The organism is Methyloglobulus sp., assembly GCF_964779595.1.
This window is the reverse complement of the sequence record NZ_CBAROL010000011.1, coordinates 44508-59076: the sequence shown is the minus strand read 5'-3', so window position 1 is coordinate 59076 and position 14569 is coordinate 44508. Positions and strand designations below refer to the sequence as shown.

The 14569-nt window shown below is 46.2% G+C and carries 12 protein-coding genes and 1 CRISPR repeat array (1 of these 13 running past the window's edge); of the genes, 6 read left to right on the top strand and 6 right to left on the bottom strand.

Annotation, left to right across the window (positions count from 1 at the left end):
- Positions 1–5 precede the first annotated feature (5 nt).
- The 6 genes from AC1YY3_RS06075 to AC1YY3_RS06050 form a co-directional block, all read right to left on the bottom strand.
- Positions 6–983 carry an IS110 family transposase gene (locus AC1YY3_RS06075; protein ID WP_481824603.1) on the bottom strand — a complete coding sequence of 326 codons (978 nt, stop codon included), beginning with the start codon at positions 981–983 and terminating at the stop codon, positions 6–8.
- Positions 984–1524: 541 nt separating this feature from the next.
- The gene (locus tag AC1YY3_RS06070; RefSeq protein WP_481824592.1) at positions 1525–2580 is read right to left on the bottom strand and encodes an RES family NAD+ phosphorylase; all 1056 of its coding nucleotides are present in this window, start codon (positions 2578–2580) and stop codon (positions 1525–1527) included.
- 67 nt (positions 2581–2647) lie between these two features.
- A complete protein-coding gene (lysA, locus tag AC1YY3_RS06065; protein WP_481824593.1) occupies positions 2648–3898 on the bottom strand; it encodes a diaminopimelate decarboxylase in 1251 nt (416 codons plus the stop codon).
- A 2-nt stretch (positions 3899–3900) separates the two neighbouring features.
- Positions 3901–4110: an LPS translocon maturation chaperone LptM gene (gene lptM / locus AC1YY3_RS06060; RefSeq protein ID WP_481824594.1), complete on the bottom strand. Its 210-nt coding sequence runs from the start codon at positions 4108–4110 to the stop codon at positions 3901–3903.
- A 60-nt stretch (positions 4111–4170) separates the two neighbouring features.
- On the bottom strand, positions 4171–5160 hold the full coding sequence (locus tag AC1YY3_RS06055) for an ATP-binding cassette domain-containing protein (RefSeq protein WP_481824595.1): 990 nt from the start codon (positions 5158–5160) through the stop codon (positions 4171–4173).
- The gene (locus tag AC1YY3_RS06050; protein ID WP_481824596.1) at positions 5157–6074 is read right to left on the bottom strand and encodes a CysB family HTH-type transcriptional regulator; all 918 of its coding nucleotides are present in this window, start codon (positions 6072–6074) and stop codon (positions 5157–5159) included. The genes AC1YY3_RS06055 and AC1YY3_RS06050 overlap by 4 nt, the downstream gene beginning before the upstream one ends.
- Positions 6075–6194: 120 nt before the next feature.
- Here AC1YY3_RS06050 and AC1YY3_RS06045 point away from each other — a divergent pair, with 120 nt between their 5' ends.
- The 6 genes from AC1YY3_RS06045 to cas2 all read left to right on the top strand — a co-directional run bounded on the left by AC1YY3_RS06045 (position 6195) and on the right by cas2 (position 14309).
- Positions 6195–7007: a sulfite exporter TauE/SafE family protein gene (locus tag AC1YY3_RS06045; protein ID WP_481824597.1), complete on the top strand. Its 813-nt coding sequence runs from the start codon at positions 6195–6197 to the stop codon at positions 7005–7007.
- A 260-nt stretch (positions 7008–7267) separates the two neighbouring features.
- Positions 7268–8758 carry an alginate export family protein gene (locus AC1YY3_RS06040; RefSeq protein ID WP_481824598.1) on the top strand — a complete coding sequence of 497 codons (1491 nt, stop codon included), beginning with the start codon at positions 7268–7270 and terminating at the stop codon, positions 8756–8758.
- A 32-nt stretch (positions 8759–8790) separates the two neighbouring features.
- On the top strand, positions 8791–9594 hold the full coding sequence (locus tag AC1YY3_RS06035) for an ABC transporter substrate-binding protein (RefSeq protein ID WP_481824599.1): 804 nt from the start codon (positions 8791–8793) through the stop codon (positions 9592–9594).
- Between the two features lie 300 nt (positions 9595–9894).
- Positions 9895–12990 carry a type II CRISPR RNA-guided endonuclease Cas9 gene (cas9, locus tag AC1YY3_RS06030; protein WP_482194366.1) on the top strand — a complete coding sequence of 1032 codons (3096 nt, stop codon included), beginning with the start codon at positions 9895–9897 and terminating at the stop codon, positions 12988–12990.
- Positions 12987–13901, top strand: a complete 915-nt coding sequence (cas1, locus tag AC1YY3_RS06025; RefSeq protein ID WP_481824601.1) for a type II CRISPR-associated endonuclease Cas1 — start codon at positions 12987–12989, stop codon at positions 13899–13901. Before cas9 ends, cas1 begins: the two co-directional genes overlap by 4 nt.
- A gap of 78 nt (positions 13902–13979) precedes the next feature.
- Positions 13980–14309 (top strand): CRISPR-associated endonuclease Cas2, encoded by a 330-nt coding sequence (gene cas2, locus AC1YY3_RS06020; protein ID WP_481824602.1) that lies wholly within the window; start codon positions 13980–13982, stop codon positions 14307–14309.
- Positions 14310–14360: 51 nt separating this feature from the next.
- Positions 14361–14569: a CRISPR direct-repeat array (repeat unit 36 nt; unit sequence AGTGTAACCAACTATAGCCTACCCGCAAATCACAAC); it runs 1607 nt beyond the window's last position.

Genomic DNA, 14569 nt, shown 5'->3' with positions numbered 1-14569 from the left:
AGTGGTCAAATTGCCACTTGAGGTTGATAGGGTTGTTGGTGTTTCAAGACACCAAAACAAATCTGTACCAGTTTTCTCATCGCCGCGCCCAACGCGGACATCTTGCTTTTGCCGCCCTTGGTCAGGCGCAGGTAGTGGGCTTTGATGTCGGGATTGTAAGTGGTCGCCACGACCGCCGCCATGTACAGTTTGGCGCGGATGGTCGGATTCCCGGCCTTGGACAGTTTGGGGCGCCCCCTGACGCTGCTGCCGGATTCGTGCTGTACGGGGATCAACCCCAAATAGGCGGCGCACTGGCTGGCACTGTCGAATGGGCGGCTGCCGATCACCATCAACATCCGGGTGGCAATCACTTTGCCTACGCCGGGGATGCTTTCTAGCAAGGCTTTGTTTTGTTTGAGTTGTTTATGATTGTTAATGTGTTCTTCAATCAGTTTTTCCAATTGCTGCCGCTCGGTGTCAAGCGTCCCGATGATTTGCACCAATGAGCTTAAGACGGCTTGCGGGGCTTGACTGATTTCAGCCTTTTCTTGCCGATTGCGCTCCCGTTGCACGTCCTTTTCAAGGCTGTCCAACCGCGCCAACAGGGCTTTCAAGGTGCGGATTTCAGCCGCTTCCGGCTGCCAACGCCTCGGTTGTTCATTCACCCCGTACCGTGCCAGCACCACGCTGTCCTTTTTGTCGTTCTTACTCCGCACACCCAGGCTTTGGGCGTAAAACTTGACCTGTGCCGGATTGACAACGGATACGTCAGCCCCTTGGTCATAGAGGTAAGCCGCCAGTTGCCCGTGGTAAACCCCCGTCGCCTCCATGACAAAATGCAGGTCGCTGATCGACAAGCCGGTGTTTTTTAGTGACCATTCGACCAAACCCGCCCAACCTGCCAAGGCGTTGGGAAACACTTTTACTTTCAATTTGTTGTGTTCGCCAAGCCAAGCACAATCCAGCTTGGCCTTGCTGACATCAATACCAATAACATTCATTTCTTTGCGACTCCCCTTGTTCATTCAGCCTCATTCCCCAATAGGAAGGACTCGGATACCATTCAGTGTTAAGAAAAATAGGTGCATGGGTTTTATCTACGTCACAGGCTTTTCGCCTAAGGATGGACCCAAACTCTGATCATGCACCACCATGATATAATGCTAGCTAGGCAACTATATCAGGTCTTGGAGAGATACAAGGATGGATAAGCATAGCGCATCCATCAATAGTTATTCGATAAACATAAGGTGGATGCGCTACTCTTATCCACCCTACCAACTTTGGCGAGTTATTCAACCGCCGCTTTTATCTAACGCGGCAACCGTAATGAGTAAGTGTTGCTAGTCGTATTGCTCATTGTTTTATCCTCTTGAGAGCTTCCGAAGGGTTCAAGACTTCGATACCGAAGGTGTTGGGTACGCTGCCGTAATCGCGAAGATTAAAAATCATGTAGGGTATGCACCGCATACCATATCCCAAGTCGAATAGTTATCAAGCACCTAAAAGGTACGCGGTGCGTACCCTACTCGGCTGTAAATCTTACCTAATCGGTCCAAAATGAATGTCATATGAAACACGGTTAAGGATGAGCTTGTTAATACATTCTATTGTAATATCACCCCGTTCGATAGGGCGACCAAAAATAGCTAAATTTGGAATTGCTTTGTTACTTTCAGACTCCTGAAGCTCAGGTATTATGCGATGAGATATTCCATATACCGTTTGAAACGGCATAACACCAATACGCAATAGACTAAAGTATGATGGGAAAACTATCCCATCAAAACCAGCATCTTGCGCCATGATTGCTATGTTTCTTGTTATTTTGTAAGAATGCTTGGTTGCAAAAAATAACATGTGTACTGTCATATCAAGGCTTTCAAATTCGGTAACGTTTTCTTCCTCAAGCAGAATCGATAAATCCAGAAACTTCAGAGACCGCTTAGGCTTTAGGGTTGCGACATAAAGTTCGTCCTCTGCTGTAACTCTGCATTCGTGTACACAAACCTGCAAATCTTGAGAAGCATATAGGACAGGATTTGTCTTAGTTTCTAACCGCCCCTTACAAGAATGATCAGATGGAGGACTGTCATATTCAAGAGGGTTTGAAGGTTTTTTTGGATTTTTTCTAATTCTGTAAAAAGCCTCATGAGGCTCAATAACTCGTTTTGGGTACTCGCTGATTATCCGCTCGACAATTGATAAACGCTTCTTTGTGGCCTGTAGTGCCTTAAGTGGCTCAACTTCACCAATCATCCATAATCTAGGGCCATAGTCGAAGAATCCAATGCCCAGTAGGCGTTCAAATATCTCTACATCAGGTTTAAGCCACGGTGAAAAATCAATGCTTGTCTTTTGATGCTCGTTGAATTGAATTAATGGCACTGCCCCGTATTTACATCTCAGAATTGATCCCCATACAAAAAAACGATGAGCTAGTTCAAAAAGCTCTGAGATTGATAATTTCCGCCCTTTAGCATTACTGCAGTTCGGGCAAACGCCAATTTCTTCAATACCGATTTGTTCAGCATCAAGTTTCAACCCTTGATCAGCAAAGCATTCTGAACAAACAATAACATTGCTTACTGAACTCATATTAATTTCAATATCTAAGTAGGGTGGGCGACATCAAGTTGCCCACCAAACAGTTGGATATTAATTTTCATAACGCCAACAAATGCTCCCCAGCCCACAAATGCGATATGCGCTCCCTATCACGAATCACCCGAACTTTACTGCCATCAACCATGATCTCAGGCACTCGCGGCCTGGTGTTGTAGTTGGAACTCATGCTGAAACCGTACGCACCGGATGAACGGATTGCCAACAAATCGCCTTGTTTGATGGCTAAAACGCGGTCTTTGCCGAGGAAATCGCCGGTTTCGCAGACGGGGCCGACGATGTCCCAATGCAGTTCGGGTGCGTCGCTTGGTTGGGTGACGGGGATGATTTCCTGCCAGGCATCGTAAAGAGCGGGGCGCACGAGGTCGTTCATTGCTGCATCGACGATGGCGAAGTTTTTGTGCGGCGTGGTTTTAAGGTATTCCACTTGCGTCACTAAAATTCCGGCATTGCCAACGATGGCGCGACCGGGCTCGAGCAGGATTTCATAAGTATGGCTGCCTAACCGAGCCAAAACCGCCTGGATATAGTCGGCGGGTTCTGGTGGCTGTTCGTCCTTATAACAAATCCCCAGGCCACCGCCTAAGTCGATATGATGGAGGTGGATGCCTTCCGCTTCAAGGGCGTTGACCAACTCCAGCACCTTATCTAAGGCATCCAGGAACGGTTTGGATTCGGTCAGTTGCGAGCCGATGTGGCAATCGATACCCACCACTTTTATATTGGGCATTGCCGCCGCACGGCGGTATTCGGACAAGGCTAGCTCGAAATCAATCCCGAACTTGTTTTCCTTCAAGCCCGTCGAAATATAAGGATGGGTTTTTGCGTCCACATCTGGGTTCACGCGGAAAGACACGGGGGCAATCACGCCTAACTGCTCGGCTAGAATGTCAATCCGGTCAAGTTCACCGCTGACTTCGACATTGAAACAGCGTATGCCCATTTTCAATGCCGCCAGTATTTCGTCTTCGCGCTTACCGACACCCGAAAAAACGATTTTTTTCGGGTCGCCGCCCGCCGCAATGACCCGCTCCAATTCGCCCAGGGAGACAATATCGAAACCTGAACCCAAGCGCGCCAGCAAGTTTAAGATGGCAAGATTGGAATTGGCTTTTACCGCATAGCAGATAAGGTGCGGCTGTTCGCCAAAAGCATTGTCGAAAGCCTTCCAGTGCCGTTCCAAGGTCGCCCTAGAGTATATATAGCAAGGGCTGCCGTGTTGATAGACAATGTCCTGCACCGATATGTCTTCGACATAGAGTTCGTCGTTGCGGTAATTAAAATAATCCATTGTTATTGCTCTGTTGCTGGTGGTTTTATTTCGGGTTGCGGCGGCGGTTGTGGTTTTGTTTCCTGTTTAGGCGCAGCATCCTTAGTTTCTGGCTCTGCCTCTGGTTCCACGTACATGGGCGGCTTATTGGTCGGCAAATACAAAGGCCCTGGTTGCCCACAACCCGATAGAAGTGACAGTACAAAATACAACGCAAATCCTGTGTTTTTCATGGCATTGATTAACATTTAGTCATAACAGTGGCATGATAAGCTGAAATGCAACAAAAGGCATCAGAAAGCAACAACTGAATTCGATTTAAAACTTACCCAAACCTGATCGCCAAGCTGCATTTTTAAGTCATTCAGCGCTTCATAAGTAATTAATACCTGAAATAGCTCACCTGCGTCAACCGCAACCCTGACTTTGCCCATTTCATCCGAGATTGCCGATACTTTTCCCTGAAACTGGTTACGGATACTGGACACCAAGGCTTGCCTGGACAATACAATTTCATGCGGATCAACTGAAACATGCTGGCACTCGGTTATATCGGAAGTCAGAACGATGTCTATTTTACCGGTGCTGAACACATGCTGTTTACATGTGCCATGATAGAGGTTGACTAGAGGTGATTTGACCTGCTCGCCATCTACCAGCGAAATAACATCATCGGCAAGTGCCAAAGCCTGCAATCTATCATGGGTACTGAACACCAGCGTTGCTTGCATTTCGTGTAGGTATTCGCTAATGACTTGTTGTAGTAACTGATTGCTGGCTTGATCGAGATAACTGAATGGCTCGTCAAGCAACAACACGTTTGGTTCAATGACCAGTATCCGTGCCAAAGCGGCTTTTTGCAGTTCGCCACCCGATAAGCTCGCCGCTTTGTGCGTTTTGAGATGACTAATGTTTAGGCTGCTTAAAACCTTACTAGTCCGGTTTTGCCAACAGTCTTTCGGTACGCCCCTTAATTTTAACGCCAGCTTGAGGTTATTCTCCACAGTGCCACGCAGCATGTAAGGCTTTTGTGGCAAATAACCGATACGTTGTCGGTATCCGAACAATTTTTCCGCTTTCACTTGCTCATCAAAAAACAGGATGTCCCCATTGTTCGGCTGTTCGACAAAAGCCAGCAAATTCAATAAGGTGCTTTTTCCACAACCGTTTGGGCCAATTAAGGCAGTGACCTTCTTTGAAGCAATCTTTAACTCCGGTAATGACAAAACTATCTTGTTGCCATAGTCGAATCGGATGGAATTTAGCTGATAAGCAGCACTCATTTAAGTGCTGCCAAAACGGTGTTTCGGTTTAATTCCGGCACTAATATATGAATAAAATCATAAATATAATCACGTAAAAAAGCATCGCGGCGCAAGCCAAGATAGGTGGTACTGGCGGGAAATAAATGACCGACATCCAACATCCGCAAGTTCCCATCACGCTCTGGGTCGTATGCCATCGTAGCCAGCAGACCGACACCCAAGCCCAGGTTCACATAAGTCTTAATAACATCCGCATCAATGGCGGTCAGCACCACATTTGGCTCAAGACCAGCTTGATTGAACACACGTTTGACAACTGACCCGCCAGTAAAAGAAAAATCATAAGTAATCAGAGGATAACGGACAATTTTTTCCAAGGTAAGCGGGAGATCATTCCATAAGGGATGCTCAAAAGGTGCGACAACACAGCGATTCCACTGATAGCAAGGCAAACACAAAAGGTTTTCGTAAGTACTGATAGACTCCGTTGCAATGCCTATATCCGCCCCGCCACTCACGACTTGTTCCGCCACTTGCGTTGGATTACCTTGATGTATCGTCAAAGTAACGTTGGGATATTCCTGCATGAATTGCTTGACGGCTGGCGGTAAGAAATAACGCGCTTGGGTGTGGGTTGTGGCTATGGTTAATGTTCCACGATCCTTTTGGGTGAATTCTTCACCAACCCGCTTGATGTTATCCAGTTCACGCAACACCCGTTCGGCAAGATTGACAATAATTTTACCTGGCTCAGTAACGCTAATCAGCCGTTTGCCATTGCGCTGGAATATCAGCAGCTTAAGCTCTTCTTCCAGCAATTGAACCTGCCTGCTAACCCCTGATTGCGAGGTATGCAAGGCTTCGGAAGCATTTGAAATGCTGAGGTTTTGATGGACTATCTCACGAATGTAACGTAATTGAATTAGGTTCATTAGATCTTTCTTTATGACAAAATTGCATAAAGTTAGCATAACATATTATTAAAAGACGGGGTATGTGGCAGGTATAATGCACCTTCATCTCAATCAAACATTCAACAGGGATTACTTTTCATGAATTTGATGTACTCGGCTTCGGGTTTTGCAGTGGGCTTATTGGTCGGTATTACCGGTGTCGGCGGCGGCTCACTGATGACACCGTTGCTGGTGTTTTTATTCGGTTTTAAGGCATCAGTAGCTGTGGGGACCGATCTCTTATATGCCGCCATCACCAAAACGGCTGGGGTTTTCGTACATCATGGCAAGCACCGTTCTGTGGACTGGCCGATTGTCGCTTGGCTTGCGTTGGGCAGCTTACCTTTTGCTGTCTTGACCCTGTTTGCCATTAAACATTATATGGAGATTGGCAAGGAAACTAGCGGGTTGATTACTTACGCCCTGGGAATTGCCCTCATACTGACTGCCTGCGCCTTGTTAATTCGTGCCGTCATATTGCGTAAATCCAAAGCCTTGGGGCAACTTGATGACGATTACAGCAATATGATGAATGCTGGACGTTTCTCACCTCGTTGGCAAATACCCATAACGATACTTACCGGCGCGATTTTAGGTGTGCTAGTGACTTTGTCATCTGTGGGTGCTGGTGCGCTAGGTACTGTCGCTTTGCTGTTTCTTTTTCCACGAGAGAGTACGCTAAAAATTGTCGGCACTGATCTCGCCCATGCTATCCCTCTTACTGCCGTGGCTGGCTGGGGACATCTTATGCTGGGCAATGTTGACCTGACGTTACTGGGCAGCTTGTTGGTCGGCTCCTTACCTGGCATCTGGATAGGTAGTCATTTAAGTGCAAAAATTCCCGAATATTATTTGCGACCAGTGCTGGCTTCGGTATTACTGCTGATTGGACTTAAGTTTGTTACGCAATAAGTAAATATCAATGGAGTGAAACGAGCTTTGCACTCCCCAGCTGGACGGGGCATTTTGCCCCGTCCGTAGCGTTTCCGCGTGGTTCACAAATGACAACACAAACAAAACGGTTGGAACGGGGTTTCAAACCTCGTCCCGCGTTCATAAACAATTATTTTTGTTTTTAAACGTTTATTCCTGTTTTTTTTACATTATACTTATCGCCAATCCGCATTTATCTATTGGAAAACTGCGATTTTTAACCCTTTCTTAGATCTACAATGAATATCTTTAAACAAGCATTAATCGTAAGTACGGTTAATATTCTGTTAATCAGCCCAGAGAATGTACTGGCTTCTCAAGGATTCTGGGATGACGCAGGTGATCGCGTAGCGAAGGAATACCACTCCAAAAAATGGCAAGAACTGCCTGACGAAGCCTTGATCCCATCATCCAAAATCAAATGGAATCGCTTGGCTAAAGCGGCGTTAAACCTACCCGAATGGATGGAATTCAGCTTAAGCCAACGCACCCGTTATGAATCGGTCTCGCACCCTTGGCGTAACGGCCAGTCCAGCAACACCGATGTGCAATTGCCGCTGCAATCGCGGGTGCATTTAGGCGTAAATCATGGCCCGTTCTGGTTGATGTTTGAAGGTCAGGATTCCCGTACGCATTTTGCTGGCCCCAATGATTTCAATAACTTTACGATCACCAATAATTTTGACGTTTTACAGTTATTCGGGTCGGCAACGTTCCGTAATATCAACGATACTGGACTGAGGACTGATTTTCATGTCGGGCGAATGACCTTGCATATTGGCTCGGGTCGTTTGGTAGGACGAAACGGTTACCGCAACACGACTAACAGCTTTGACGGCGCACACTTTGCCATAGGCAACGACAAGGATTGGCGGGTGCGGGCATTTTTGACATCGCCCGTGCAAATTGATCCCACCCATTTGGACGAAGGCAGTAGCAGTCGTTTGTTTTGGGGAGCCGTTTTTGAAACAAGCCAAGTGTCTTGGCTAAATGGCGAGGCTTATTACTATGGCATCAACGACAAAAAAATTGCCACTAACGCCAGGACATTCTCGACTTTTGGCATAAGGGGCTACCAAAGCCCGGCAAAAACTGCCAGATTCCAAAAACAGGACTTCGGTAAAGTGGATTATGAATTTGAAGGCGATGTGCAAACTGGTAAGTCCAATGGTAAAGACTTGCTCGATTACATGGGTCATGCCGAAATTGGCTATACCTTCAATGCCCCATGGTTTCCCAGGTTCAATGCCGAATATGATTACGCCAGCGGAACAAATAATCCCAACGGCAACAACAACCACACTTTCGACAGGCTATTTGGCGTACGTCGCGGTGATATGATGCAAACGGGTATTTTCGGGCCGTTTTTCCGCTCCAACATCGAGTCAGTTGGGTCACGGTTCACGCTACAGCCACGGGATGACCTCAAGCTATTTGTCAAACATCATGTTTGGTATCTAGCCGAAGCCAAAGATGCGTTCGCCGGATCGAACCTTAATAATGACTTTAAAGCGCTAAGGGACAAATCCGGCAATGCAGGCCGTTTTTTAGGGCATGACATCGAACTGGTTGGGTCATGGAAATTAAAAAGCAACATCGTTGTTGAGGCTGGCTACGAACACTGGTTTAAGGGTGATTATTTCGACCGTCTCCCTGCCTCAGCCGGATTACCCGCTGGTGGACAGAAAGATTCCGATTATTTCTTTGTCAACACAGAGTTTCGGTTTTAACTTGCCCGATAAAATAAATAGGATTTGGTGTTATGAAATTGTTAAAAATAATTGCAGTATTAAGTGCTTTTTTTAGTTTTTCTTCTATCCATGCCGAAGAAATATTACGAATGGCGACCACAACCAGCACTGAAAACACCGGCTTGTTGCCAGTTTTGAATGCGCCTTTTGCCGCAAAAAATAACGTCCGACTTGATGTTATCGCCGTTGGCAGCGGTAAGGCCCTGAAACTGGGCGAGAACGGTGATGTCGATGTGCTATTGGTGCATGCCCCCAAAGCCGAGGAAAAATTCGTTGCGGATGGTTTTGGCTTAGACCGCACGGCTGTTATGTACAATGATTTCATCCTAGTCGGGCCAAAATCTGATCCCGAAGCGATTAAATCAGCATCGAGCGCCGAGGAAGCCTTGAAGAAAATCAGCCTGGGCAAAACGCCTTTTATTTCTAGGGGCGATGATTCCGGCACCCATAAAAAAGAGCTAGAATTATGGGAGAAAATCAGCATCAAACCAGCGGGGAATTGGTATATTTCGGCAGGTCAAGGCATGAGCGCCGTGTTAAGAATGGCTGATGACAAACTGGCTTATACCTTGACAGATCGAGGCACTTTCCTTGCTTATCAAGATAAGACCCAACTGGTCATCTTATTTGAGGGCGGCGCGGGACTGCTGAATCCTTATCATGTCATTGCCGTCAACCCAAAACGTCATGCCCATATCAAATACGGGCTTGCCAAAAAATACATAGATTATGTGGTTGGCGCGGAAGGCCAAACTATCATTGGCAACTTCAAAAAAGACGGCAATGTGTTATTTCATCCGGGATTGCCTAAATAGGCAGCTCTGAAACGCTCCAGTACTCGTATTTTCACTCACGCTGGCATAACCTTAAGCCAATAATTCGCTACTAATCCTTCGAGCATAGAACCCAAAAAGACTATTCCGGTAAATTTTCCCGCCTATGCTCTGGACTGACAAAATCCAGGCAATAAAAAGCCCCCGTCGGTTTTTCAACCTCGTGAGGGCTTGGGTCGCTTGAAGGCGGAGCCTACGGAAAAACATTCCATTGGTATGAAAAGCAAAGCAATAGGCTATAGTTGGTTACACTACGCAACTGATTATAGACGAAGGTTAAAAATGGGCAAGAAAATTCTAGGTTTGGATTTAGGCACTAATTCAATTGGCTGGGCATTACTTGAAGAAACCGAAGGTAAACCCCAGATAATTATCGACTTGGGTAGTCGAATTTTTACCAAAGCAGTGGAAGAAAAAACACCCACGCCCAAAAATGTAAAACGCCGGAATGCTCGTTTGACTCGGCGAGTATTGCAACGTCGTGGCAGACGCAAGTTGCGGATGCTCAATTATCTGATAACACTAAAGTTATTGCCACCTGAACTGACTGGCAACCTTACACCGGAAATTATCCTGAACGATCTAGGCAACCCTTACCAATTAAGGGCGAAAGCATTAGATTATCCTGTACAGCCTTTTGAGTTAGGCCGCGTTTTCCTGCATTTAGTGCAACGACGCGGCTTTTTAAGTAACCGCAAAACACTGTTGGGCGATATGGCAGACGACCCTGATGTGCTGGATGTTTTGGCTGAATTGGAAGGTGAAGATGACACCAGTTCCGAACGCGCCAAGGAAGAAACCGCCTTCAAGGCTGACATCAGCAAATTAAAAAACACCATTGCTGAATCGGGTAAGCGTACCTTGGGCGAATATCTTGCCTCGTTAGATCATCATGACTGCAAACGCAACCGGAAAACCGACGGTGGTCATCTCCGTACCGACCGCCAAATGTACCGCGATGAACTGGATTTAATCTGGCAACAACAAAAACAACACCACAGCGTTTTGACCGATGCTGTTAAAGAGGAAATAGAGCAAATCATTTTTTACCAACGCCCGTTAAAGCTCCGCGCAGACAGGATTGGCAAATGCTCGTTGGAACCCACCAAAAACCGAGCAAAACTCGCTTGGCTCGAAAGCCAACGCTTTCGGTATCTGCAAGATATTAATAATGTGCAATACTTTGATCCATATACGGAAAAGTCGCTATCGCTTAACGAACAAGACAAACAGAAACTGGTGAAGCTGTTCGAAACCACCCAAAGCATAAGTTTTGCTGCCGTAAGAAAAGCTTTAGGTCTGGATAAATCTTACGAATTTAATTTGGAAATCGGCAATAAAAAACTCAAAGGCAACATTACCGCCTGTGAAATCCGTAAACAACTACCGGAATGGGATCAATTTACTGACGAAAAACAACACGCCCTAGTTGAAGACCTGCTCACCATCACCAAAAAATCAGTGCTGAAAAACCGCTTGGTTAAACATTGGGGATTTAACCCTAATACCGCTGTGCAACTTTGCCTGTTAGAGTTTGAACCAGGACACGGCAACCTATCCCTGAAAGCTATCAACAAATTGCTACCGTTTTTGCAACAAGGGCAGATTTATTCTGATGCTCGCGTGAGCGCGGGTTACGGTTATGAAGTTAAAGACATCATAGCAACCGATAAACTAGGCATACCGCCCGAATTACCCAACCCCATCGTACAAAAAGCCCTGCACGAGCTAAGGCGACTTATCAACGCCATTATTGCTGAATACGGTAAACCCGATGCCATACGGGTAGAAATGGCGCGTGACTTGGAAATGAACACCAAACGCTACCAGGACTTTATCAAGCAACAAGGCAAAAATACCAAAGCCAACGATGAAGCAGAGGAAAAATATAAGCAACAATCGCAACTTAGCCCACATTTAAAGCTATCCAAGTATCCCAGCAAAACCGACAAGCTCAAATATCGGCTGTGGCAAGACCAGAAACAACTTTGTGCCTACAGTGGCAAGACGATTAATTTATCCGAATTGTTCAGTGCAGCTATTGAGGTAGACCACATCCTGCCGTACAGCGAATCCCTTGATGATTCTTACATGAATAAAGTGGTTTGCTATGCTGCTGAAAACCGGAACAAAGGCCAGAAAACCCCAGTTGATGCGTTTAGTGGCAATAGCGACAAATGGAATCAGATTACCCAGGCCATCAACCGTTGGGACAGGTCGCTGAAAGCCAAAAAAACCCGCTTTTTTACCACGGCAGCGGAACTGCAAAAGCGGGACTTTATCAACAGCCAACTTAACGATACCCGCTATATCAGCCGTGAAGCCCAAACTTATCTGGCGCAACTGGGCGCGGATATTTCCGTCAGCAAAGGCATTACCACCGCATGGCTTAGGCATCAGTGGGGGTTGAATGACTTGATCGGGGAAACCAACAAAAAAGAACGCACCGACCACCGCCATCATGCCATTGACGCTGTCGTGATTGCCTGTGTGGACAGGCGTTTGTATCAAACCTTGGTAAAAACCGCCCAAGACCTGGAACGCAGGCAGTCGGAACTCAATATGAAAGACATCCATATTGACCCGCCTTGGCTGAATTTGCGCGATGACTTAGAACAGCGGCTAGACGGCATCATTATTGCCCATACCCCGCAACTCAAACTCAGCGGCGAGTTGCACGAAGTAACTGGCGCAGGTTTTATCGAAGGCGTAGGCAATGTCAACCGTAAAGACCTGGACGGCAGTTTTACCCAAGTCGAGAAAATCATTGATCCGGTTGTTAAGGAAATCATCGCCCAGCATCTTCAAGATTACAGCAACAACCCTAAACTGGCGTTTGCCGAAGGCGTTAAGGTCTTGCATCAAGATGGCAAGACCCCGATCAAACGGGTTCGTGTCCTGCAATCTAAAACCACACTGGCAAAGTTGGAGAAATCCAAATTTGGCGCACGGGACAAACAAGGCAAAGTATTCAAATGGCTGGCTTACGGCAATATGCACCATGTGGAAATCATCAAGCACAAGGAAAACGGCAGTTATTCAGGGAAATTTGTGACGATGATGGAAGCCTCAAAACGCGCCAAAGGCATCACCATGCAACGCCAGCCGATTATCAAGACCGATCATGGTGCGGATTATGAATTTGTGCTGGCATTGCATATCAATGACTTGGTGAGTATTGAGAAAGAAGGTAAGCAATTGTTTTATAGAGTACAAAAATTGGACTCAGGTATCAATATGGTAATGTTTCGCTTGCATTCAACAACCATTTTGACTAACAAAAATGAAGAACTACATCTTACTATCAATGAAAAATTAATAAATATTTGGAAGCTGAAAAAGCATTCGATAAACGCAATTGGGAAATTAATCGAATGATAAAACGCACCATTGACATCAGCGAACAGGCATATTTGCACCTCAAACACCAGCAATTGCTGATCGACAAAAAAGGCGAAACCGTCGCCCAAATACCGATTGAAGACATCGGCGCGTTGATTTTGCAAAATCCGGCGATTGTGATTACGCAAGCAGCGATTATTGCTTGCCAGAAACATAACGTTGCCCTGGTGTTTTGTGACGAACGCTATCTGCCGTATTCGCTGTTATTGCCCATCAGTGATGGCAACAACTTACACGCCAAAATCCTGAAACAACAAATCGCCTTAACACTGCCAACGAAAAAACGCCTGTGGAGCCAAATCGTCAAGCAAAAAATCATTAACCAGACGGAAACCTTGAAAAGTTTGGACAAAACCTACCTGCCACTGGAACGTCTAGCCACTAAAGTCAAAACGGGCGATCCTGAAAACCTGGAAGCCCAGGCCGCACAAAAATACTGGCGGCTGTTATTTGGCGAGCAATTCCGCCGCGATACTGAATTGGAAGGCATCAATAGCTTGCTGAATTATGGCTATGCCATTATCCGCGCCCTAATTGCCCGCGCCATCGTCGGCAGCGGCCTACATCCCGCATTAGGTTTATTCCACAGCAACCAGTACAACGGCTTGTGTTTGGCGGACGACCTGATGGAACCGTTTAGGCCGTGGGTGGATTACAAAGTGTACTTAATGGCAATTGAAAACCCGGAGCTGATTGTGAACAAGGAAACCAAAATCCCCTTGCTTAATTTATTGGCTGAACCCGTTTTATGGGAACAGCAAACCTTGCCGTTGATGGTTGCTTGCCATTACTTGCTGACAAATCTTAAACGGGCTTATGAAGACAGCACGGTTATACTCAACTACCCCCAACACATAAAATCCCCTCTCCCTCAGGGAGAGGGCTAGGGTGAGGGGGTATTATATAACCCTCATCCCAACCTTCTCCCAAAGGGAGAAGGGGTTATTAGAAACCCTGCGGCAACCATGAGTTTTGGCGGACTCAACTCAATGTGGGTGATTGTTTTATTCGATTTGCCTACCGATACGCCGGAAGCGAGAAAGCAATATACGGACTTCAGGAAACATCTGCTGACCGACGGCTTCACCATGATGCAATATTCCGTCTATATGAGGCACAGCGCCAGCGAAGAAAACGCCCAAGTCCACGCAAAACGGGTAAAATTACGGCTACCGCCTGATGGCGAGGTACGTATTATTAAAATAACCGATAAACAATTTGGCAGGATTGAAGTTTTTTATGGCAAAAAACGCAGGAAAATCGAAGAACCGCCGGAGCAATTGTCGCTTTTCTGACTGCAAAAACGACAACTACTCCTTTGTAAACAAGCTATTACGAAAGGGCTAAGTGTAACCAACTATAGCCTACCCGCAAATCACAACAAAAGTACGTTGTCTATCAAATAAACGATTAGTGTAACCAACTATAGCCTACCCGCAAATCACAACGTCTACAGTAATCATAATTTTTAAATATATAGTGTAACCAACTATAGCCTACCCGCAAATCACAACGACATGTGCTATCTAAACGAAATACCGATAAGTGTAACCAA